Origin of the sequence: Tabrizicola sp. M-4, assembly GCF_051132405.1 — a bacterium.
Lineage (GTDB): Bacteria > Pseudomonadota > Alphaproteobacteria > Rhodobacterales > Rhodobacteraceae > Paragemmobacter.
The window spans coordinates 3,617,555-3,638,419 of record NZ_CP128606.1 but is presented as its reverse complement, the minus strand read 5'-3'; the positions used below and the strand labels follow the sequence as shown (position 1 = coordinate 3,638,419).

21 protein-coding genes are annotated in these 20,865 nt (G+C 67.5%); 12 read left to right on the top strand and 9 right to left on the bottom strand.

The features are described from left to right. Positions 1 to 71: 71 nt before the first annotated feature. The 7 genes from TabM4_RS17790 to TabM4_RS17760 are packed head-to-tail and all read right to left on the bottom strand — an operon-like array spanning position 72 to position 6,896. Positions 72 to 485 carry a hypothetical protein gene (locus tag TabM4_RS17790; RefSeq protein ID WP_434615459.1) on the bottom strand — a complete coding sequence of 138 codons (414 nt, stop codon included), beginning with the start codon at positions 483 to 485 and terminating at the stop codon, positions 72 to 74. Further along, a complete protein-coding gene (locus TabM4_RS17785; RefSeq protein WP_434622155.1) occupies positions 482 to 1,804 on the bottom strand; it encodes a FliI/YscN family ATPase in 1,323 nt (440 codons plus the stop codon). Before TabM4_RS17785 ends, TabM4_RS17790 begins: the two co-directional genes overlap by 4 nt. Positions 1,805 to 1,809: 5 nt before the next feature. Then, positions 1,810 to 2,565 carry a FliH/SctL family protein gene (locus TabM4_RS17780; RefSeq protein WP_434622154.1) on the bottom strand — a complete coding sequence of 252 codons (756 nt, stop codon included), beginning with the start codon at positions 2,563 to 2,565 and terminating at the stop codon, positions 1,810 to 1,812. A gap of 6 nt (positions 2,566 to 2,571) precedes the next feature. Next, entirely contained in the window at positions 2,572 to 3,621 is a 1,050-nt protein-coding gene (gene fliG / locus TabM4_RS17775; RefSeq protein ID WP_434615456.1) for a flagellar motor switch protein FliG, read from the bottom strand. A 33-nt stretch (positions 3,622 to 3,654) separates the two neighbouring features. Continuing rightward, a complete protein-coding gene (gene fliF / locus TabM4_RS17770; protein WP_434615453.1) occupies positions 3,655 to 5,367 on the bottom strand; it encodes a flagellar basal-body MS-ring/collar protein FliF in 1,713 nt (570 codons plus the stop codon). A 24-nt stretch (positions 5,368 to 5,391) separates the two neighbouring features. Further along, on the bottom strand, positions 5,392 to 5,736 hold the full coding sequence (locus TabM4_RS17765; protein ID WP_434615450.1) for a flagellar hook-basal body complex protein FliE: 345 nt from the start codon (positions 5,734 to 5,736) through the stop codon (positions 5,392 to 5,394). 23 nt (positions 5,737 to 5,759) lie between these two features. Beyond that, a complete protein-coding gene (locus tag TabM4_RS17760) occupies positions 5,760 to 6,896 on the bottom strand; it encodes a sigma 54-interacting transcriptional regulator (protein ID WP_434615447.1) in 1,137 nt (378 codons plus the stop codon). A 416-nt stretch (positions 6,897 to 7,312) separates the two neighbouring features. On the opposite strand from TabM4_RS17760, the gene TabM4_RS17755 reads away from it, so the two are divergent. The 12 genes from TabM4_RS17755 to TabM4_RS17700 all read left to right on the top strand — a co-directional run bounded on the left by TabM4_RS17755 (position 7,313) and on the right by TabM4_RS17700 (position 19,962). After that, the gene (locus tag TabM4_RS17755; protein WP_165047295.1) at positions 7,313 to 7,618 is read left to right on the top strand and encodes a hypothetical protein; all 306 of its coding nucleotides are present in this window, start codon (positions 7,313 to 7,315) and stop codon (positions 7,616 to 7,618) included. 166 nt (positions 7,619 to 7,784) lie between these two features. After that, positions 7,785 to 8,999 (top strand): chemotaxis protein CheA, encoded by a 1,215-nt coding sequence (locus TabM4_RS17750; protein ID WP_434615444.1) that lies wholly within the window; start codon positions 7,785 to 7,787, stop codon positions 8,997 to 8,999. Further along, positions 8,996 to 9,805: a CheR family methyltransferase gene (locus TabM4_RS17745; RefSeq protein WP_434615441.1), complete on the top strand. Its 810-nt coding sequence runs from the start codon at positions 8,996 to 8,998 to the stop codon at positions 9,803 to 9,805. The genes TabM4_RS17750 and TabM4_RS17745 overlap by 4 nt, the downstream gene beginning before the upstream one ends. Before the next feature lie 3 nt (positions 9,806 to 9,808). Next, complete coding sequence (locus tag TabM4_RS17740; RefSeq protein WP_434615438.1) at positions 9,809 to 10,975, top strand: protein-glutamate methylesterase/protein-glutamine glutaminase; 1,167 nt, start codon at positions 9,809 to 9,811, stop codon at positions 10,973 to 10,975. Between the two features lie 40 nt (positions 10,976 to 11,015). Further along, a complete protein-coding gene (locus tag TabM4_RS17735; RefSeq protein ID WP_434615435.1) occupies positions 11,016 to 11,537 on the top strand; it encodes a chemotaxis protein CheW in 522 nt (173 codons plus the stop codon). Positions 11,538 to 11,551: 14 nt separating this feature from the next. Beyond that, positions 11,552 to 13,561, top strand: a complete 2,010-nt coding sequence (locus TabM4_RS17730) for a methyl-accepting chemotaxis protein (RefSeq protein ID WP_434615432.1) — start codon at positions 11,552 to 11,554, stop codon at positions 13,559 to 13,561. Between the two features lie 49 nt (positions 13,562 to 13,610). Beyond that, positions 13,611 to 14,015 (top strand): response regulator, encoded by a 405-nt coding sequence (locus TabM4_RS17725; protein ID WP_434615429.1) that lies wholly within the window; start codon positions 13,611 to 13,613, stop codon positions 14,013 to 14,015. Between the two features lie 72 nt (positions 14,016 to 14,087). Next, positions 14,088 to 18,053, top strand: coding sequence for an Hpt domain-containing protein (locus TabM4_RS17720; protein ID WP_434615426.1), 3,966 nt, complete (start codon positions 14,088 to 14,090; stop codon positions 18,051 to 18,053). A gap of 169 nt (positions 18,054 to 18,222) precedes the next feature. Then, positions 18,223 to 18,723: a hypothetical protein gene (locus TabM4_RS17715; RefSeq protein WP_434615423.1), complete on the top strand. Its 501-nt coding sequence runs from the start codon at positions 18,223 to 18,225 to the stop codon at positions 18,721 to 18,723. Between the two features lie 215 nt (positions 18,724 to 18,938). Continuing rightward, positions 18,939 to 19,334: a flagellar export chaperone FliS gene (fliS, locus tag TabM4_RS17710; protein WP_434615421.1), complete on the top strand. Its 396-nt coding sequence runs from the start codon at positions 18,939 to 18,941 to the stop codon at positions 19,332 to 19,334. After that, positions 19,331 to 19,645: a hypothetical protein gene (locus TabM4_RS17705; RefSeq protein ID WP_434615418.1), complete on the top strand. Its 315-nt coding sequence runs from the start codon at positions 19,331 to 19,333 to the stop codon at positions 19,643 to 19,645. Before fliS ends, TabM4_RS17705 begins: the two co-directional genes overlap by 4 nt. Positions 19,646 to 19,656: 11 nt before the next feature. Continuing rightward, on the top strand, positions 19,657 to 19,962 hold the full coding sequence (locus tag TabM4_RS17700; RefSeq protein ID WP_434615415.1) for a hypothetical protein: 306 nt from the start codon (positions 19,657 to 19,659) through the stop codon (positions 19,960 to 19,962). Here the strand turns inward: TabM4_RS17700 and TabM4_RS17695 are convergent. Beyond that, the gene (locus TabM4_RS17695; RefSeq protein WP_434615412.1) at positions 19,934 to 20,143 is read right to left on the bottom strand and encodes a hypothetical protein; all 210 of its coding nucleotides are present in this window, start codon (positions 20,141 to 20,143) and stop codon (positions 19,934 to 19,936) included. The two genes, TabM4_RS17700 and TabM4_RS17695, sit on opposite strands and share 29 nt — an antisense overlap. Before the next feature lie 77 nt (positions 20,144 to 20,220). Next, positions 20,221 to 20,724, bottom strand: a complete 504-nt coding sequence (locus TabM4_RS17690) for a hypothetical protein (RefSeq protein WP_434615409.1) — start codon at positions 20,722 to 20,724, stop codon at positions 20,221 to 20,223. Positions 20,725 to 20,865: the final 141 nt, after the last annotated feature.

Here is a 20,865-nt window from a genome sequence, read left to right as displayed (position 1 = left end):
CATGTCCTCGATTGCATGTCTGGCCCGCCAAGGGACCGAGTCACCGCTCACACTGCAAATCCGGTGCCAACTCAGCGCCGCCTCGGCGGCATCGCCGCATCGCGCAGCGCAAGTTTCTCTTCCGCCTCGCTGCGCCGCGCGCCCTTGGCCTTGTCCACCAGCGTCTGGTGGCGATGCTCCTGCCGCGCCAGCTTGGCCTGCTCTTCCGCCATCCGTGCGGCCAGCGCCTCCTGACGCAGCCGGTGCCGCTCCGCCTCGGTCACGATCTGCGCGGCCATCGCCCGCTCGGCCATGATCTCGGACGCCAGCCGCACCCCCGGTGTCCCACCGTTCCGCGCCAGCGCCTCACGCAGGCGTTCCACGATCCGCTCGGCCTCGTCCTTCTGGCGCACCACCTCGCGCATGTCCGCCAAGGTGCCCGCGATCCGCGCCTTCTCCTGCAGCGCCATCAGCTTCAGCACCCGCGATTTCCCGCCACCCGTCATGCGCCACCCCCGGCCAGCGCGATCAGCGCCTCGCGGCTGGCGGCAAAGTCCGAAGGCTCATGCGCCCCCTGCCGGATCAGCGCCGTCACCTGCGGCCAAAGCCGTATCGCCTCGTCCAGATCGGGGTCCTGCCCCGGCACATAGCCGCCCATCAGCATCAGGTCGCGATTGTCCATGTAAAGCGTGATCATCCGGCGCAATTTCTGCGCCGCCGCGCGGTGCTGGGCATCGGTGATGTCGCCCATCACCCGGCTGGCCGATTGCGGCAGGTCCACCGCCGGATAGACACCCATCTGCGTCTGACGGCGGCTCAGCACGAAATGCCCGTCCAGAATGGCCCGCGCCGTATCCACCACCGGGTCGTTCGTGGTGTCGTCGCCATCCGCCAGCACCGTATAGATCGCCGTGATCGCCCCCTCTCCCGGCAGCCCCGGCCCCGTCCGCTCGATCAGACCGGGGATCAGCGACACGACGGACGGAGGATAACCCTTCGCCGTGGGTTGCTCCCCCAGCGCCAGCCCGATCTCGCGCTGGGCATGGGCCACCCGCGTCAGGCTGTCCATGATCAGCAGCACCTGCTTGCCCTTGGCGCGGAAATGTTCGGCAATCGCCGTCGCCCGCCGCGCCGCGCGCAGGCGCAGGAGGGGGGAGCGGTCCGCAGGCACGGCCACCATGCAGATGCGCTTGGCCGCCTCTCCCTGCATCACGCTGCGGGCAAAGGCACCCACCTCCCGCGCCCTTTCGCCGATCAGGCCCACGACGATGACATCCGCCTCGGTATAGCGCGCCATCATCTCCATCAGCACCGATTTCCCGACGCCCGACCCGGCGATGATCCCCACACGCTGCCCGCGCCCCACCGTCAGGGCGGCATTGATGATCCGCACACCCACATCCAAAGGCCTGTCCACCGGCGTCCGCGCCAGCGGGTTCATCAACCGCCCCGCCAGCGGCCACACATCCTCGCAGCGGGGGCTGGGCAGCCCGTCCAGCGGGTGCCCCTCGGCATCCACCACCCGGCCCAGAAGCGCCTCGCCCACCTCGGCCTCCTGCCCGCCATCGATGACCCGAACCCGCGCCCCCGCGATGATCCCCGCCCCCGGCTGGTTCAGGAACATCATGACATGCCCGCGCGCAAAGCCGATCACCTCGCCCTGCACCGGATCACCCGTCTCCGTCGCGATCTCGCACAGCGTGCCGGGGCTGGCCGGAAATCCCGTCGCCTCAAGTATCAGCCCGTCATAGCGCAAGACGCGCCCCTCGATCACCGGCACCGGGGCCAGCCGACGCGGCGACAGCACATCTCCCACGCGCTCCATCAGGCTCATGCCGAAGGCTCCATCAGATCGGCCATGCGGATGCCATCGGCCCGCACATCCACATCCCCCCGCGCCAGCCGCGCATCGCCCGAAAGGACGGCACCGGCCAGCACGTCGAACCCCGCCAGATGCGGCGTGATCGCGGCAAGATCATCGGGATGCAGCCGGATCTGCACCGCCCGCACCCCCTGCGCCACGCGGTCGGCCATTGCCTCCACTCGCGCCGCAAAGGCCGTGGGCAGCGCGTCGATCATCTGCCCCGCCCGCTCCGCCGCCAGCCGACGCACCGCCTCGGCAATCACCGAAGACAACCGCTCCGAAAGGTCATCACCGCCCGAAAGCGCCGCCACCGCCGCGACAAAGGCCTCGCGCGCCGGGGCAAAGGCGGCCTCGGCCTCGGCCTGCCCCTCTGCCCGTCCCGCCGCGCGGCCCTCGTCATAGCCATCCGCCCGCCCCGCCGCGTAACCATCGCTCCGCGCCTCGGCCAGCTTCACCGCCGGGTCCTCGATCACCGGGGCAGGGGCCACCTCCATCGGATCGGGGGCAAGGACTTCCACGCCCGCCATCCCCTCGGGCAGCGCCTCCTCGTCCAGTATCAACGAGGCTTCCGGATCGATCCGGCGCACATTCTCAAGGCTGGCTCGGCGGAACACGCCATCCTGCGGGGCCAGCGGTGCCTTGCCCGCAAATCCCTTCTGCGCCGAGGCACGGATCATCGCCATCACCTCGGCATGTCCCATGCGGGGGTTTTCCTGCTCCATCACGGCTTACACCATCTGCTCGCCGCCGCGGCCCGCCAGCACGATCGTGCCCTCGTCCGACAGCTTCCGCGCCGTGGCGACGATCGTCTTCTGCGCCTCCTGCACATCCGTCAGACGCACGGGGCCCAGCGCTTCCATCTCATCCTTCAGGTTCGCCGCCGCACGGGTGGACATGCAGCCAAGCAGCTTGTCGCGCAGCCCCTCGCTCGCCCCTTTCAGCGCAAGCACCAACTGCTCGTTGTCCACGCTGCGCAGCAGGGTCTGCAACGACCGCTCGTCGGATTGTTCGAGGTTCTCGAAGACGAACATGTTGTCCATGATGGATTGCATCAGTTCCTTGTCCTCCTTCCGCACCTCGCGCATGATCCGCTGCTCGGTCTGGGTGCGGGTGAAGTTCATGATCCGCGCCGCCGCCTTCACCCCGCCGATCTGGCTCGCGCGGCTGGTGGAGGATGCCTTGAACTTCCGCTGCATCACCTGCTCCAGATCGCGCAGCGCCTCCGGCTGGATCGAGGTCAGGTCCGCGATGCGGTGGATGATGTCGGGCTGGATTTCCTCTGGCAGCAGGGTCAGGACATCGGCGGCAAGGCTGTAATCCAGACAGGCCACGACCAGCGCGATGATCTGCGGATGCTCGTCGATGATCAGCTCCGCGATGGACCGCGCATCCATCCAGTCCAGAATCTCGATGGGCCGCTCTGCCGATGACGGGTTGATCCGGCTGATGATCGACTGCGCCTTGTCCTCGCCCAAGGCCTCGGTCATCATCGACCGGATATAGACCGGCGCGCCATGGTTCAGCCCCGTCTCGTTGTTCAACTCGATCAGGAAATGCTCCACGACATGTTCCAGAGTCAGCTGGTCCACGTCGCCCACCGAATACATCGCCGCGCCCAGATGCTGCACCTCTGCGGGCGTCAGGTTCTTCAGGACGGCCGCCGCCGCCCGCTCTCCGAACAGCATCATCAGCACCGCCGCGCGCTGCATGGAATCCAGCTTTTCCAGCGGCTGCATGGACGGCGCGGCAGGTGCGGCGGCGGGGCGGGGGGCGGGCATGACTTCCTCCTCTGTCTCGGTTCGGCGGTTCGATCAGGCGCGCGGAGCGCGGTCGATATCGTCTTTCATCATCCGTTGCAGGACGCTGGCGATGCGGCCCGGATCTTCGGCCACGATCTGGCGCAGCACGGCGAACTTCTCCTCGCGGCTGACATTCGCGCCCAGCGCGGCATTGGTCAGCTTGGCGCGCCGCGCCTCCAGCCGGGCCTGCACATCGTCCAGACTGTCGCCCGCCGTCACCTCGACGCCGCGCACCCCGCCGACCTGCACGCCACCCGGCGCCGCACCCGCCTCGCCACCCACGCTGACGCGGGTCAGAAGCGGGCGGATGATGCCCAGCGCGATGATGGCGATTAGCGCGATCAGGCCCAATTGCCGCGATGCCTCGCCCACCCAGGACCAGTCCGTCGGCGTCTCTGCCATGACCACATCCATGAAGGGCTGCGCCGTGATGGTGATGGTGTCACCCCGCTCGGCATCGAACCCGATGGCCCCCTGCACCAGCTTTTCCAGATCGGCCCGCAATTCCTCAGGCAGCAGGGGCGGAGGCTCAGCGCCCTCTTCCACCGGCGCGGCGGAGGGCATTGCCCGCATCAGAATGGCCGCGCTGATCTTCTTGATCTGCCCCGTGGCGGGCTGGGTGGTCTCCACCGTCCGGCTCACCTCGTAATTCTTCGTAGATCCGCTTTGACGGTTGGTGATCTGCCCGGCCAGAGGTTGCGCCCCCGTGGCCTCTCCCGCAGGCACCAGATCGGCCTGGTTCGGCGGCGCATTGGCCACCGCGCCCGGAATCCCGCGCGCCTGCGGTTCGCTGCTTTCCACCAGTTCCGACTGTTCCGACCGCAGCGCCGTTCCCGTCGGATCGACCCGCTCCTCGGTAATTTGGCTCTGGGTGAAATCCATGTCCACCGTCACCTGCACCGACAGGTTCCCCGGCCCCGCGATCGGCGTCAGCATCGCCTCGATCCGCTCGCGATACAGGCTCTCCACTTCCAGCCGGTGCTGCAACTGTCGGTCCGACACCACCGCCGCCGGATCATCCGACCCGCGCGAAAGCAGCCGCCCCATCTGGTCCACCACCGTCACATCGCCCCGCGCCATGCCGGGGATCGAGGTTGCGACAAGGTTCACGATGGCCTCCACCTGCGACGGCTCCAGCACCCGCCCCTGCGCCAGTTGCAGAAAGACCGAGGCCCGCGGCGGTTGCGTATCGCGCAGGAAGGCCGACTTCTCCGGAAGCGCCAGATGCACCCGCGCCTGCGACACAGCAGCAATCTCGTTGATCGACCGCGCCAGTTCCAATTCCTGTGCCTGCCGCAGCCGCGCCCCTTCCACCGAACGGCTCGCCCCCATGGGCAGGTCTGTCAGCACCGCATTCGCATCCGGCATCGATGTCGGCAACCCTTCGGACGCCAGTTGCATCCGTGCGCGATAGTAATCCGCCGTAGGCACCTCCACCTCGCCCGTCAGGGTGTCCACCCGCGCATCGATCCCCGCCGCGCCCAGCGACTCGATCACCCGCGCCTTGTCCGCCTCCGCCAGCCCCGGAAAGAGCACCATCCGCGCCGGTTCCCGCAGCAAGAGCCACCCACCAAGCGCCAGCCCCGCCACGCCAAGGATCAGGATCGCAGGCATCGCACGGCGCAGCGCAGGCTGGTTGCCCATCCGCAGCACATTGCTGACCGCGCCCTTGACCTGCGCCACCATGGGGTTCCCGCCAGAACTCGGAGCCGGAGTCATTGCCATCTTGCGTCAGTCCTTCGCCCGGTCTCAGACCGGCATGTTCATGATGTCGCGATAGGCGCTCAGCGCCCTGTTCCGCACGTTCAAGGCGAACTGGAACCCCAGCGACGAGATCTGCTGATCCACCATCACCGAGGCGAGGTCCGTCTCCAGCCCCATTTCAAAGGCCTTCGCGCTGTCCGATGCCTTGGCCTGCGCGGCGGCAAGATCGTCCACCGCCCCGGCGATGCGCGCGCCGAAACCGCTGCTGGATTGGGTCCCCTGCGGGCCCTGCGCCGCAAAGGGCGAGGCCGCGCCCGCCTGCTGCGGGCCGTCCGGGCGGATCACCCCCGCGGCAAAGGGCGTGAACCCGTTCACTGGTCCGACGGACATCTCTCAAACCCCCGATGCGCCGATCAGACCGCCCGCGCCATCAGCCGCGTCACGGTCGGCGTGGCGGTGTTGATCAGAAGGTCGGCCGGGGTGATCTTGCCGCCCTCCTGCATCACCAGCGCGCGCTGGATCACGTTCTCCAGCTCGCGCACATTGCCCGGCCAGTCATGCGCCACCAGCGACGAAATGGCTTCCGACGTCAGCATCGGCAGGGTCTGCCCCGCAGGCGTATGCCGCCGCACCATCGCCACCGCCAGCGCCGGAATGTCATCCGGCCGCTCGCACAGCGCGCGGGTGGTCAGCGGGAAGACGTTCAGGCGATAGAACAGATCCTCGCGGAACCGGCGTGCCCGCACCTCTTCCGGCATGTCGCGGTTCGACGTGGCGATCACGCGGATATCCACCGGCACCTCGTTCTGCGCCCCGATGGGGGTCAGCGCCCGCTCCTGCAGCACACGCAACAGCTTCGACTGCAGGCCCATCGGCATTTCCGAAATCTCGTCCAGCATCAGAGTGCCGCCTTCCGCCGCGCGGATGATGCCCTTGTTGGCATTCGACGCGCCGGTGAAGGCACCCTTCTCATGGCCGAACAGTATGGCTTCCAGCATGTTTTCCGGGATCGCCGCGCAGTTGATGGCGACGAAGGGCGCATTCGCCCGGCGGCTGGCGGCATGCACCTGACGCGCCAGCACTTCCTTGCCCGAACCCGTCGGCCCGTTGATGAACACCGTCACATCCGTCCGCGCCACCCGCGTCGCAAGGTCGATCAACTGCCCCGTCTCGGCATCGGCGGCCACCATTGCCTGCACCTGCCCGCCGATCATGTCGGCCACCATCATCAGACCCGCATCGCGCAGCGCAACCTGACCCGTCACCGGCAGCGCCACCCGCAGCAGCCGCCCGCCCAGTTCCTCGGTCACCCCAAAGGCCGCCGCGCCCTCGGTCACCACCACGATCGACTTCGCCCCGGCAGCACGCGCCAGTTCGGCCAGCCCGCGCCCGCCGCCCAGCTTCGCCTCCGCCACGGCCGAGGCCACCACGACCTGCGTCCCGGCGGCAGGCTTTGCCCCCCGCTCCGTCGAAACCCGGCGACGGCCCAGCAGTTGCGACAGGGCGGATGCGGCGTCGAAGGCGTCGTCAAGGATATGGATCAGGGGCATGGTCTTCTCCGGGTGTTGGAAACGGCACTCGGAGGGACAAGAGGCAGGAAGCGTGCCACGCACCCGACCGGCCCCCAAAAAAATTTCAACACCCCGCTAAAATGGCCCCGCGCGCCGCCGTTTCACAGGCTTGCCACAGGTTCGCCACAAGGAATCCGACAGCGCCCACCGCCCCTCCGGGACCTGCCCGGAATCCCGACACGACTTTCGCACCACCCCGACCCATACCTTCGTCACAGGCCCATACATACCGCCCAGACGCCTGCAGGAACCCCGTCGGAACACCCTGCAAAACAAGGGCTCGGGACAGCGCAAATTGACCTTGGGCAGGTCCACCCATCCGAAAGTCGGTATCACATTCCTCCCCGCCCCGCCGTTCCAATAGCGGCAAGTCCGACCAATCCGGGGCAGAGTCCATGCTATCAAAAACATATCATCTCAAGTTTCCCAGCCTCGACGCCGCTCAGATCGCCGCTCCATTCGTCATCGAGGCACTCGGGAATGCCATTCCCAGTTGCAACCTGACCGGTCTGAACGTTCTCATCTCCAAGGAAGGCGACGTCTCGATCAACGTCTTCTTCCCTTCGGTGGCCGAGTTGAAGAACTTCGAGAAAAACCACGGCGGCTTCCTCGACACGATGAAGAAAACCTTCCTGTTCAAGTCCACGGGCTTCGACGGGGTCTGCATCTTCAATTTCGACCGCAGCGACGAAGCCGCCTGATCCGCAAGACAGCCCCCCGCGCCGCTGGCCCGACTTTTGCAAAAAACGGGCAGACACGGCGCAAGGACAGCGGATGTGAAAGAAGGACAGCCAGGATGATGCCCCGTCTTCGGGACAAATGCTCAGTCATGCCCGCAAGAACCCCCTCCCATACAGGAGGCCGGGCATGAGCAGCGCCGTCGAAACCACCCCCGCCGATGGCGGCCTGATGCGCGTCTCCTCCGAGAAGATCAGCCGCCTCATGGATCTTGTCGGCGAACTCTCGCTCTCCGTTTCGGAAACCGTGCAATCCTCCGATCTTGCCGGCCTGCAACTGACCAATTTCGACGCCGCCGTCCACCGCCTGAACATGATCGTCCGCGAAGTGCAGGACGCCGCGACGGAACTGCGCCTCGTTCCCGTCGATGACGTGTTCCGCCGTCTGCGCCGCATGGTGCGCGAACTGGAACGACAGACCGGCAAGCAGATCGAGATGGAAATCGAGGGCGGCGAAACCGCCATCGACAAACTGGTCGCCGACCGCCTCTACGACCCGCTTCTCCACGTCGTCCGCAACTCCGCCGACCACGGGCTGGAAGGCCCCGAAGAGCGCGTCGCCAACGGCAAACCCGCGCAGGGCCGCATCGTCCTCTCCGCCGCGCAGGTGGGGTCGGAGGTGCGCATCACTGTCGCCGATGATGGTCGCGGCCTGTCGCGCGATAAGATCCTGAAAAAGGCCCGTGAAAAGGGCTTCTTCGGCCCGGATGAGGAACCGGAACCCTCCGCGCTGTGGAAATGCATCTTCGAACCGGGCTTCTCCACCGCCGAGGTGGTGTCGAACCTCTCGGGGCGTGGCGTCGGCATGGACGTGCTGAACGCCACCATGCAGGCCCTGCGCGGCCGCATCGGCGTGGACAGCACGGCGGGGCAGGGCACCCGTGTGGCGCTGCATATACCCGTGTCGCTCGCCTTCCTCGACTGCATCATCCTGCGTCTTGGCCACCAGCTTTTCGCCGTGCCCATCGACGTCATCTCGGAAATCGCGAAACCGAAGCCCGAAGAACTCATCGGCATCTCTGCCGATACCGGTTCGGAAATGTTCCGCCTGCGCGGCGCCTTCATCCCGATCTGCCGTCTGGACGATTTCTACAACACCCCGATGCGCCCCGCCTCCGCCCCGCCGGAACCGGTGCTGGTCGTCTTCAACACCACCTCCGGCCCCATCGCCGTGCCCGTCGACGAAATTCTCGACCGCCAGCAGGTGGTGATGAAACCCCTCATCGGCCGCCTGGCTCAGGTCCGCGCCTCCTGGGGCTGCGCGCTGCTCGGCACGGGCGAGGTGGCGCTGGTCCTCGATTGTGAACGCCTCGCCTCGGGCGCGGCGGGCGGGGGCGTGCAATGACGCAGACCGACCGTCAGGGAACCGAAGTGATCCGCGGCTGGCTCGCCCAGCGCTGCGGCATCCATTTCCCTGAGCACAAGCTGGACCAACTCCGCCAGCGCCTCGCCAAGGTGCAGCGTGAATTCGGCGTGTCCGACCTGTCGGACATGGCGGGCCAGCTCGACCTTGCCGATGCCACCGCGCTCCAGCTTGCGGTGATGCATGCGGCCTCGACCAACCACACCTATTTCTTCCGCGAAACCGACGTCCTCGACCATTTCCGCACGCGCATCCTGCCCGAACTCGCAGGCCGCGACGAAATTCGCATCTGGTCCGCCGCCTGCGCCGCCGGGGACGAGGCCTATACCATCGCCATCCTGATCGCCGAAACGCTGGGCCCCGCCGCTCTGAAGCGGACCCAGATCCTTGGCACGGACATCTCCTCCCCGGTGATCGCCGAGGCCGAAGAGGGCAGCTATGCCCTCAACCGCCTCGACCGAGTCCCCGCCGAACTCGTCTCCCGCTGGTTCGAACCCGCCGGACCGGGGCGCAAGCGCGTGCGCCGCGAATTGCGCGACGTCTGCACCTTCCGGCAGATGAACCTCAAGACGATGCCCTATCCATTCAAGAAGTCGTTCCAGGCCGTCTTCTGCCGCAACGTCCTCTACTACTTCGAACGCGACGACCAGATCGCCACCCTTCGCGCCCTGCACGAGGTCACCGAACAGGGCGGCTGGCTTCTGACCAGCGTCACCGAAAACGTGCGCGAGGTCTGCGCGCCATGGCACCCGGTCGCCAATGGCGTCTTCCGCAAAGGGGGGGCCTGACGCATGTCCCGCCCCGTCCGCGTCCTGATCGTCGATGACAGCGCCATGGTCCGCAAGGTCCTCTCCATGGGCTTTGCCAACGATCCCGGCATCGAGGTGATGGCCGAGGCCAGCAGCGCCGAGGCCGCATGGGAAATCATGCGCCAAGACCGTCCCGACGTCATCACGCTGGATGTCGAGATGCCGCGCGTCGACGGCCTCACCTTCCTGCGCCACTTCCTGCCGCTCATGCCGATCCCGACGGTGATGATCTCCTCCCTCACCCGCGCCGGGGCCGAAATCACCGTGCAGGCGATGCAGGCGGGCGCCGTGGACGTGATCCCGAAACCCAGCCTCGGCCTCGCCTCCGGCCTTCCCGCCATCATGACCGACATCTGCGAACGCGTCCGCGCTGCGGCAGGGGCGCGCGTTGCACGTGGCGCGGCCCCCGCCCCGCGCGATGCGCAGCCCGCCCCGCACCCGGCGGCGATGCCCGCCCCGAACGGCCTGCGCCGCCCCGCGCCCCCCGCCGTCGATGCCCGCCCCGCCCCGGCCGAACCCGAAATGCCGCGCCCCGCCTTCGCCGCGCCGCGCAACGCGGCACCGGTCCTTGCCATCGGCTCCTCCACCGGCGGCGTGCAGGCGCTGTCCGCCATCCTGCCGGCCTTCCCCGCCGACTGCCCCGGCATCGCCATCGTGCAGCACATGCCCGAGGGCTTCACCGGCCCCTTCGCCAACCGCCTCAACGCCCTCTGCGGCATCTCCGTGCGCGAGGCGCAGGAAGGCGACATCCTCCGCCCCGGCGAGGCGCTCATCGCCCCCGGCGGCACCCGCCACATGACGATCCATCCCCACGGCCGCGGCACTTACCGCATCAGCCTGATCGACGGCGACCCGGTCTGCTTCTCGCGCCCCTCGGTCGATGTCCTCTTCGAATCCGTCGCCCGCGCCGCAGGCAACAGCGCCATCGCCGCCGTCCTCACGGGCATGGGCCGCGACGGCGCCCGTGGCCTTTTGACCATACGCAGCGTCGGCGGAACGACCGTCGCTCAAGATGAGGCGACTTCTGTCGTTTATGGAATGCCGATGGCAGCACGCGACATCGGCGCGGCCCAGTCCGTGCTGCCACTGACCGAAATCCCGGCCCGGATGCTTCAGGCCGTCACCACCCGTCAGGCCGCCCGCGCCTGATCCGGACCGCAAGATGAAAGAGAGTTGAGAGGAGAGCGACATGGCACAGGAAACCGCAGAAGCGAAGACCACGCGTCCCGACGGGCTTGCCCTGCGCGAGGCTGACAACATCGACGAGATGTATCTGACCTTCGCCCTCGGATCGGAAGAATACGGCGTCAACATCGTCGGCGTGACCGAGATCGTGGGGATGCAGCGCATCATGCCCGTTCCCGATGTGCCCAACTACATCAAGGGCGTCATCAACCTGCGCGGCAAGGTCATCCCGCTCATGGATGTCCGCCTCCGCTTCGGCATGCCCGAACGCGCCTATGACGAACGCACCGTCGTCATCGTCATGGACGTGGGCGAGGCCCCCATCGGCCTCATCGTCGACGGCGTCTCCGAGGTGCTGGAAATCCCGCCCTCGCAGGTGGACCGCCACACCCAGTTTGGCCGCTCCACCACCCGCTCGGTGATCGCGGGCATCGGCCGCATCGGCGAACGCGTCGCCGTGCTTCTCGATACCGCCGTCCTCGTCTCCGACAGCGACGTGGCCCTGCCCGCCGACATGGCCGCCTGACAGGAAGAAATCCCATGGCAGACCGCAGCCGCAACCGCTCACAGACCCCGCGCCCCGACCCGCTCGACCTGCTGGACGACGGCGCGACCCCGGCCATCCCGGCCCCCGAAGAAAGGACCGAACCCATGTCCGCCGCACCCGAAGCCGCAGCCCTCCCGCTCTGGCAGGATGCCCCCGGCCTCGCCGCGCTCGACCGCATCGCAACGCCGCTCCTCGTGGCGGATGCCGACATGGTGATCCGCCATGTCAACCCGGCCCTTGCCCAGATGTTCCGCCCCCATGAGGGCGAGATCCGCCGCGAACTCCCCGGCTTCTCCGCCGCCGCCCTGACGGGCAGCAAGGTCGACATCTTCCGCTCCGGCATGGCCGCCGGTCTTGCCTCCCGCGAGACGGGCTCGCTCTCGCTTGGCGGGCGTCACTATGCCTATGCCGCAACCCCGCTCTCCCCGGCGGGGGCCATCATCGAATGGCGTGACGAAACCCTCGACCACCGCGCCCGCGACGAGGCAGGCCGCTTCATCGCCGCCATTGGCCGCATGGCCGACGCCCACAAGAAGGGCGAGATCGACCACTTCGTCGATGCCGCAGGCTATTCCGCTGGCCATGCCGAGGTGCTGGATGCGGTCAATGACATGGTCCGCCGCCATATCGAGGTGAAGCGCAAGATCATCGACGTCATCACCGAATTCGCCGCAGGCAATTTCGACGCCCCGCTGGAAACCTTCCCCGGCAAGTCCGCCTTCATCAACGACGCGATGGAAGGCGTCCGCGCCAGCTTCCGCTCCGTTTTCCGCGATATCGAGGCCATGTCCGAGGCCCTCGTCGAAGGCAATCTCGACCTACGCCCCGACACGGCCAAGTATCGCGGGCAGTTCCAGCTCCTCATGGCGACGCTCGACCGCGTCCGCGCCAACTTCCGCGACGTGGCGGGCGAAATCGAACGCCTCTCCACCGCGATCGTGGCCGGTGAACTGGATACCTCCATCGACGCCGCCCGCCATTCCGGCGCCTATCGCCGCATCATCGAATCCTTCGAAGCCGCCTTCGAAAGCCTGAACGCCGCCTTCAACAGCATCGGCCATCAGGTGGGTCAGGTCAGCGCGACCGTCCGCCAGCTCAGCCAGTCGTCGCAATCGCTGGCCACCAACTCGCAGGTGCAATCCTCCTCGGTGGACGAGGTTTCCGCCACCGCCGAGGAAACCGACATCCAGGTCAAATCGAACGCCGCCGCCGCCGCTTCGGCCCGGCAACTCGTCACCGGTGCCACCGACATGGCCGCCGAGGGCAAGGCCAAGATCTCCGAGATGGTCGCCTCGATGGAAGGCATCCGCGCCTCCAGCCAGGACATCGCCAAGATCATCAAGGTCATCGACGAGATCGCCTTCCAGACCAACCTCCTCGCCCTGAACGCCGCCGTCGAGGCCGCGCGTGCAGGTCAGCATGGCCGCGGCTTCGCCGTCGTCGCGCAGGAAGTCCGCAACCTTGCCGGACGGTCCGCCCGCGCCGCGCGCGAGACGTCGGACCTCATCGAGGATGCCTCCACCCGCGTGCAGGCGGGCGTGCGCATCGCCGATGAAACCAGCCGCGCCTTCACCTCCATCGCCGACGACATCGAAAAGGTGAACGTCCTCGTCCGCGACATCGCCTCCGCCTCCGACGAGCAGTCGCGCGGCGTGGCACAGATCAACGCGGCCATCGGTGAGATCGCGAAATCCGCCCTCGCCACAAGCCAGCAGGCCGACGAACTCGCCGGTTCCGTGGCCGAGATGGAATCCGCCGCCGCCTCCATGCAGACCGAGATCAGCCGCTTCCGCCTGCGCGCCCGCGCGCAGCTTGCAGGCAGCGTCGCCGGTCTGGGCCCGATCCCGGCCGATCTCATGGCCGAGATTCAGGCCATGGTCGCCCAGCACTCCGCCACCCCCCATGCCGAACCGCGCCAGCGCGCGGCAGCCGGGGGAGGGGCCAATGCCGCCGTGATCAAGCTTTCCGCCAACCGCGACCAGCGCGGCTTCGGCAACTTCTGAAACGACCGGCCATGCCTCCCATGGCCCAATTTGAACCGGAGATGACCAGATGCCCTATAACGTGATGATCGTCGATGACGCCGCCATGATGCGGCTCTACATCGCCTCCTTCATCAAGACGCTTCCCGATTTCAAGGTGGTCGCACAGGCCGCCAACGGGCAAGAGGCGCTTGATAAACTCACCGCCGTGCCCGAGGTGGACCTGATCCTCCTCGACATCGAGATGCCGGTGATGGACGGGCTGGAATTCCTCCGCCACGCCAAGCTCAAGACGCGGGCGAAGATCTGCATGCTCTCCTCCGTGGCCGTCTCTGGCTCGGCGCATGCGGCTAAGGCGCGCGAACTGGGCGCGGATGGCGTGGTGGCCAAACCTTCCGGCACCGTTTCCCACGACCTCGAGGAAAAGACCGGCGACGAACTGGCGCGCACCATGCGCTCGCTCTGCGCGGCCTGATCCGGCGAACCCAACCTTCCCTCCCGACCGGGACGCGAACCCGCGCCCTGAACGGCTGTGCACGAGGCTGCCATGTCTGACGAAATGGACGAAATCTGGGCCCTTTACGCCGATGACGGCGCGCAGGCCCTCGACGCGATGGAAACCGCGCTCATGGCGCTGGGCGACGGCAGCGGTGCCGATGCCGGCTCCCATGTCGGTGCGCTCTTCCGTGCCGTCCATACCTTCAAGGGCAACTCGCGCGTGCTGGGCCTCTCGGTCGTCGAAAGCCGCGCGCATTACGCCGAAGACCTGATCGGTCTGGTCCGCGATCAGGGCGTGCCGTGGGATGCCGAGATCAAGGACATCCTCCTTCTCGCCTCCGACACCCTGCGCGCGATGCTGGAAGAAACCGCCGCCACCCATGCCGACGTCGCGCCCGACTCCTCCGAAGACCTGATGGTCCGGCTGAAGGACAAGATCGCCCGCGCCTCCGGCACCTCCCCGGAAGAGGCCTCCCCCGCCCCGGCGGAACCTGCCGCCGCAGCCCCCGCCGCCGCCCCGCTGGACATGTCGGCCTTCGCGCTCCTTTCCGATCTGGGCGACTCCGACAGCTCGCGCCAGGAGGATGACGATTACTGGTCCGACGAACCCGCCGCCGAAGCCGCGGCCGAGGTCGAACCCGCCGCCGAACCTGTGCAGGAGGCCCAACCCGAACCGGCCCCCGCACCGCAGCCCGAAACCGTCGCCGCCGAACCCGCCGCCCCGGTCAAGCGCCTTGCCGATGATCCAAGCTATCGCGAAATCTTCCGCAACATGGTCGTCGATGCGCTCCGCAAACTGACCGATGCCGCGGCCAGCTTCGACGGCGACGCCCCCGCCATCGCCCGCCGCGAGGTGGACAACCTTGCCCACGCGGCCAAGCAGATGGGTCTAGACGACTGGCACGCCCCGATGCAGGCCTATCTGGCCGATGCCGCACCCACGGTCGGCACGCTGAACGCCCTGCTCGCAACCCTGCACGACCTGAACGAGGCCACCTACGGGGTCGCGAAACCGGCGTCTGCCGCCCCGGCCGCAGAACCGCAACACGAACCGGCTCCCGAAGCCGCCGCCCCCGCCAAGCGCCTTGCCGACGATCCAAGCTATCGCGAAATCTTTCGCAACATGGTCGTCGATGCCCTGCGCAAACTGACCGATGCCGCGGCCAGCTTCGAAGGCGATACCCCCGCCCGCGCTCGGCGCGAGGTGGACAATCTCGCCCACGCGGCCAAGCAGATGGGCTTGGATGACTGGCACGCGCCGATGCAGGCCTATCTGGCCGATCCCGCACCCACGGTCGGCACGCTGAACGCCCTGCTCGCTACCCTTCACGACCTGAACGCCGCCACTTACGGCGTCGCGAAACCGGCCCCTGCCGCCACCCCGGCCCCCGCGCCGCAACCCGAACCCGCCGCGCCCGCCCCGGCCCCCGAGCCTGTCGCCGCAGCCCCAATCCCAGCGCCAGCCCTGGCCCCCGCGCCCAAGGCCGCCGCCAAGGCCAAGCCCGGCGAAAAGCGCCTTGCCGATGATCCGACCTATCGCGACATCTTCCGCGGCATGGCCACCGATGCCACCCGCAAGCTGTCGGACATCCTCGCCAACTGGAATGCCGAATCCCCCGCCAAGTCGCGGCGCGAGGTGGACGGCCTCCACCACGCCGCCACGCAGATGGGTCTGGACGACTGGGCCGAACCCCTTTCCGCCTATCTCGGCGAACTTGATCCCGGTTCCGAAACCCTCGCCGCCCTTCTCCTCGCGCTGGCCGATCTCTCCGAACGCACCTTCGGCACCCCCAAACCCACCGCCGAGGCTGCCACCGAAGACTCCGACTTCTTCGACAAGATCGCCAAGGCACTGGCCGACATCGCCGCCTCCGGCAACGGCTTCTTCTGCGGCGAAACCCCCGATCCGCAGGCAGTATCCGACAATGTCGGCACCATCCGCCGCGCCGCCAAGGCCGCGGGCTACATCCGCGTCGAAGAGGCCGCCGCCCGCATCCCCGCCGCCCAGACGGCGCAGGATTTTCACGCCGCCGAACTCCGCCTCTACGAAGAACTCGCCGGGGTCGAGGCCGTCATGCCCGATGCCGCCCGCGCCTCGGGCGTCAGCCCGCGCGAGATGCTGCAGAAGTGGTGCGCCGAACACGTCTTCTCCACCCTCAGCGAACTGGAGGCCACGCTCGAACGCCTCAAGGCCGGCGAGGATCTGGATTCCAACTACATCCGCCTCGACCGCTTGATGCGGCTGGTCCACCACGCCTGCGGTCACCACAAGATCGAAACGGCAGGCCAACTCGCCATGTCGCTGATCGACCTCTTCTCGCGGCTCCACACCCTTGGCCAGACGCCCGACGCGATCCTGTCCCACGTCGCGCGGGGCTTCATCGACACCATCGAAATCGTCTTCGACGCCATCACGCAGGGTCAGACCCCCGACACCGCCTCGCTGGATAAACTCTTCGAAGAGGCCTCCAACATCTGCTTCGTGCAGGACGGCGTGATGACGGCCTCCGCCATCGAACGCCGCCTTGGCCTGCCCAAGGAATTCCACCGCGTCCTCTCGCCCGAATCCGTCCGGGCGGCCTCCGAGGCCATCGAGGCGGGCCTGCGCTTCTTCATCGTCCGCGCCGACATCAACAACGATGAAAAGTTGGCCGAGGCCTTCATCACCTGGCTCTCGGGCGACACCGTCCACAACGTCACCAACGTGACCGTGTTCCAGGGCAACGACACGCTCTTCGACTTCCTCCTCGCCTCTGCGCTGGACGAGGCCGGTATGGGCGAGGCGCTCGCCGCCATCGACAGCAGCGCGCGCTATCTGAAACTCACGCGGATGCTGGTCCCCACGACCGATACCGAAGAGGCCGCCCCCGCCGACCCCGAGGCAGCGCTTGCCCAGATCCCGCAGGCAGGCATCAGCGCCGAGATGGTCGAACAGATCGGCGAAATCGCCGCCAGCCAGTCCATGATCAGCCACATGCTCACCGAACTGGCCGAAGATGACATCTTCGAAAGCGTCGACGCCATGATGCGCGCCGCCGGACAGGATTGGAAACGCGCCCGCCCCAGCATCCGCACGGCGCTCACCCGCTATGCCACGAAATTGCAGGAACTGGCGCAACTGGAAACCCAGCTTGTCGGCCAGATCACCCAGCTTCAGGAACAGACGGTCGAAATCCGCTCCCGCCGGATCGAAACGATCTTCCGCCCGCTCGAGGCTTTCGTGCAGACCTACTCCCGCCGCAACCGGCGCGAGGCCGTGACCTCCTTCGCGGGCGGCGAACTCACGCTCGACCTGACGATCCTCGAAAATCTCCGCCGCGTGCTGCGCAACCTTGCGGTGGCGCGGCTGGAAACCGGGGCAGGGGCCCCGCGCAGCCTGCACATCTCCTTCCACCGCGACGAGGAACGCGTGCTGGCCATCTATCAGGATGACGGCGGCACCGCCGAAAGCAGCGCCGCGCTGGACGAGGTTCACGCCGCAGTCACCCGCATGGGCGGCGAATTGCGGCAGGTCGCGCTGCCCGGCGCGGGCGTCCGCTTCCACATCTCTCTCCCCCTCGCCATGGTCGTGCTGGAAGGCATGGTCGTTGGCGTGCAGGGCGTCCGCTATGTCGTGCCCGTCGATGCCATCCGCATGATCCTGCAACCCGATGCCGACCGCCGCTTCCGCGTCTCGGCCGCCGACGGGCGCGAGATGCTCCGCATCGGCAATGACGAGATCGTGGCGATCCAGCCGCTCCCCGGCCCGCAGGGCGGGGTGCATGGCACCACCCAGTCGCGCAACGTCTTTGTCGTGCTGGGCGCGCAGGGCCGCTCCGTCGCCGTCCCCGTGGATGAGCTGGTGGGTCAGCAACTGGTCCTCCTGCGGCCGCTGAAAGGCGTGCTGTCGGGCATGCAGAACATGACCGGCATCGCCCTTCTGGCCGGTGGCGACGTGGGCATGGTGGTCTCCGCCAACCTGCTCTGCGCCGCCCAGGCACCCACCCACAGCGTGAATACATCCTTGCGGATGTAACCCCTCCAGACCTGGATGCCGCGCCCTGCGGCATCCGTATCGATGCCCCGAAAACCAATGAAACAAGGGAAAAAAGGCCTATTCTGATCTCAAGTTAATCGCGCGAGTCGCAAGGCAGACCAGACCGGAACGCCCCCCCCGACCCGCCCATTCATTCCGAAGGCCCGATATGCAAGCGCTCCGTGTTTCCCCGCCCGTCTATTCCGAACCCGCCCCCCGTGCCTTCATGCGCCAGCCCCTCACCGCCGCCATCCTCTCGGACCGTCCGTCGCGCCTCGTGGCGGCGCTCGCCAAGCGCGACGTCGGCTCGGTCGACGCGCTGACCGGCGACCTCTCGCTCCTGCTCTCCGACACGCCCGACATGCTGGTGATCGATCTCGATCCCGCCACCATGCCCGCCCGCCGCGTCGCCGTGGTGGTGGCCCAGCTGCGCTGGCTGCGCCGCGACATGGTCATCGTCGTTGCCCGCCGCACCGCGCCGCACCTCAAGAACCCGCGCATCGACGTCATCTTCGACAGCGAAGGCGATGACGAGGCGCTCGACAACCGCCTGACCGAGGCGACGCGCCTCCTCGCCCATTCCCGCCTGCGCCCGATCGAGGCCTCAATCCCCTCCGCCGCCGTCCTGCACCAGCGTCAGGTCGCGCGCCGCGTCTCGCTCTTCCGCTGAGGCAAAGTGCCGTATCACCAAAAGGGACGGATCGCCAACCCGGCGATCCGTCCCTTTTCGTTTCCGCTCCGCACGAGTCTCTCTCTCTCCAGGCTGTGGCCCTGTTTCCCGAACAACCCTGCAGGAATGGCCGCCCCTCTCCTAAAAGTTCTGCCGCACAGGTCGTTTTTCTTCTTGAAACAAGGCGATTGCCACACAGCAAAAGGATAGCCCGGATGACCTTCCTCGATGCCCGCGCCCAGTATCGCCGCACCGACACCGGCGAAGCTCTCAGCGTGGAAAGCCCGCATGGCATCATCCTCGTCACCCTGCGCGAACTGGAACGCTCCCTGCGCGCCCTCGCCGCCGCCGAACCGGAACGCACCTATCCCACCCAGCACATCAACCGCGCCTTCACCGCGATCTACATCCTCCAGTCCAGCCTCGATTTCGAAAAGGGCGGCGAGATCTCGGAAAACCTCTTCCGCGTCTACGAATACTGCCGCCTGCACGTGGCCGCCGCCTTCCGCCGCGAAGCCTCGCCGCAACTGGGGGATTGCGCAGATCACATCGGCAGCCTGCTCGCCGCATGGGAACAGATGGGTGGCGCCCGAAAGGTCAGCGCGGCATGACCGCCCCGCTCTCTCCTGCCGTCGATCCGGCCAGCCTCGAACTCGTCCTCATGGCGGACAAACTGCAAGAGGCGACCTCCCGCGCGGATGTGGTGCAGACCCTCGTCACCCTCGCCGCGCTCGACCGGATGGCCCGCAGCCTCGGCCCGCATCAGGCGGCCGCCGCGGAACATGCCCGCAGCATCGTGGCCGAGGCGATCACCGCCCTCGAAGCCACGTTGGAGCGTGACCGCACCGCCGACCGCATCGCCCGCCTCACGCGCGATGGCGGGGCCCGCGCCGCCTACGCCTCCGCCGCTGCCGCCCGCTAAGGGGACGCGCCATGGACGAGGTGGCAGATCCCATCGACGCGCCCCCGCCGCCCGATCAGGCGCTGCCGTTGCCGCAGCCACCTAAACGCAAACGGCGGCCAAGGGCCACCGCCCCATGCCGCCGCTGCCTCAACATCCGCTGGTTCCTCTTGGCCGCAGGCCCGCTTCTGATCTTCGGCCTCGTCTCGCCCGTTGCGGCGAACAGCCTCCTGTCCAACCTGCCCGACCTGCGCCAGCTCGTCCTGTGGTTCCCGCTCGTGATCGTGGGAACCTTCCTCTACCGCTATCTCACGTGGCGTCGGCAATCAGGCCGCTAAGGCGCCCGGTGCGTGGCCCCGACAAGGGTTTCAGCAGCCCCGTCAGCGGCAGGACATGCCGCCGCTTCGGCCGATCCGCCTGATCAAAGACGACGCATTCCACAGCCATTCCCTGCAGCATCGCCAGCGGCACGCCACCTTGCCGCGTCGTCGCTTCCGCCTGTTCCATCTCCGGGGCCATCACACACTCCTGCCTTGATCCGTCACGGTCATCCGTCACGGCATCTGTGCAAGTCGCGTGCCGCCCGCCCGCCCCCCCTAGCGATAGATCGCAAGCGCCGTCAGCAGCACCTCCTCCACCGGTTCAGGCCATTCCTCCGTGCCCACGGTCTGGTTGATCGCATCCCGCAGCCGGGGCGGCAATTCCCTGTGCAGCTCGGCACTGTCCTGCGTCCTGCCGAACACCTCCAGAACCTCCACCATCATCGCGGCCTCGATCTGCGCGATATTCCCGCCCACCAGCGTGTTCAGCGCCAGCAACTCCTCGCTCGACCCGCGCACCGCCACGCTCAGCGACGCTTCCATGCGCGGCTGGCCGCGCCCAAGGCTCGCATCCAGAAACTTGGAAAGCGGCACATACAGCCGCTCGCCCCGCGCGCGCAGCTCTGCCGCCGGGTCAACCACAGGTGCCTCCACCTCTGCCCATTCCGGGGCCGGAGGGGGCTGCAACAGCATCATCCCCAGCCCGCCGATCATAGCCCCGCCCACCAGCAGGAACCCCACCATCACGGGCAGGACGCCACCGCGATCCTCCGTCATCATGCCCTCCGACTGTCTGGCACCCTTTCTCCCAGTAACGACCGAACCCCCCGCCGCTAAAGCCATCCCCCATCCTGATGACGGTTTTTCTCGTCAAAGGTCTAAACTGCCCTGCCGTCCTGCCGTTCCTGCTTCGGTAAAGCA

Coding starts and splice junctions, on each gene's coding strand:
- TabM4_RS17785 (WP_434622155.1), bottom strand. CDS start 1,804: ATGGAGCGCGTGGGAGATGTGCTGTCGCCGCGTCGGCTGGCCCCGGTG.
- TabM4_RS17780 (WP_434622154.1), bottom strand. CDS start 2,565: ATGGAGCAGGAAAACCCCCGCATGGGACATGCCGAGGTGATGGCGATG.
- TabM4_RS17745 (WP_434615441.1), top strand. CDS start 8,996: ATGACGCAGACCGACCGTCAGGGAACCGAAGTGATCCGCGGCTGGCTC.
- TabM4_RS17725 (WP_434615429.1), top strand. CDS start 13,611: ATGCCCTATAACGTGATGATCGTCGATGACGCCGCCATGATGCGGCTC.
- TabM4_RS17740 (WP_434615438.1), top strand. CDS start 9,809: ATGTCCCGCCCCGTCCGCGTCCTGATCGTCGATGACAGCGCCATGGTC.
- fliF (WP_434615453.1), bottom strand. CDS start 5,367: ATGGCAATGACTCCGGCTCCGAGTTCTGGCGGGAACCCCATGGTGGCG.
- fliG (WP_434615456.1), bottom strand. CDS start 3,621: ATGCCCGCCCCCCGCCCCGCCGCCGCACCTGCCGCGCCGTCCATGCAG.
- fliS (WP_434615421.1), top strand. CDS start 18,939: ATGACCTTCCTCGATGCCCGCGCCCAGTATCGCCGCACCGACACCGGC.
- TabM4_RS17705 (WP_434615418.1), top strand. CDS start 19,331: ATGACCGCCCCGCTCTCTCCTGCCGTCGATCCGGCCAGCCTCGAACTC.
- TabM4_RS17730 (WP_434615432.1), top strand. CDS start 11,552: ATGGCAGACCGCAGCCGCAACCGCTCACAGACCCCGCGCCCCGACCCG.
- TabM4_RS17690 (WP_434615409.1), bottom strand. CDS start 20,724: ATGATGACGGAGGATCGCGGTGGCGTCCTGCCCGTGATGGTGGGGTTC.
- TabM4_RS17765 (WP_434615450.1), bottom strand. CDS start 5,736: ATGTCCGTCGGACCAGTGAACGGGTTCACGCCCTTTGCCGCGGGGGTG.
- TabM4_RS17750 (WP_434615444.1), top strand. CDS start 7,785: ATGAGCAGCGCCGTCGAAACCACCCCCGCCGATGGCGGCCTGATGCGC.
- TabM4_RS17700 (WP_434615415.1), top strand. CDS start 19,657: ATGGACGAGGTGGCAGATCCCATCGACGCGCCCCCGCCGCCCGATCAG.
- TabM4_RS17735 (WP_434615435.1), top strand. CDS start 11,016: ATGGCACAGGAAACCGCAGAAGCGAAGACCACGCGTCCCGACGGGCTT.
- TabM4_RS17715 (WP_434615423.1), top strand. CDS start 18,223: ATGCAAGCGCTCCGTGTTTCCCCGCCCGTCTATTCCGAACCCGCCCCC.
- TabM4_RS17790 (WP_434615459.1), bottom strand. CDS start 485: ATGACGGGTGGCGGGAAATCGCGGGTGCTGAAGCTGATGGCGCTGCAG.
- TabM4_RS17720 (WP_434615426.1), top strand. CDS start 14,088: ATGTCTGACGAAATGGACGAAATCTGGGCCCTTTACGCCGATGACGGC.
- TabM4_RS17695 (WP_434615412.1), bottom strand. CDS start 20,143: ATGGCCCCGGAGATGGAACAGGCGGAAGCGACGACGCGGCAAGGTGGC.
- TabM4_RS17755 (WP_165047295.1), top strand. CDS start 7,313: ATGCTATCAAAAACATATCATCTCAAGTTTCCCAGCCTCGACGCCGCT.
- TabM4_RS17760 (WP_434615447.1), bottom strand. CDS start 6,896: ATGCCCCTGATCCATATCCTTGACGACGCCTTCGACGCCGCATCCGCC.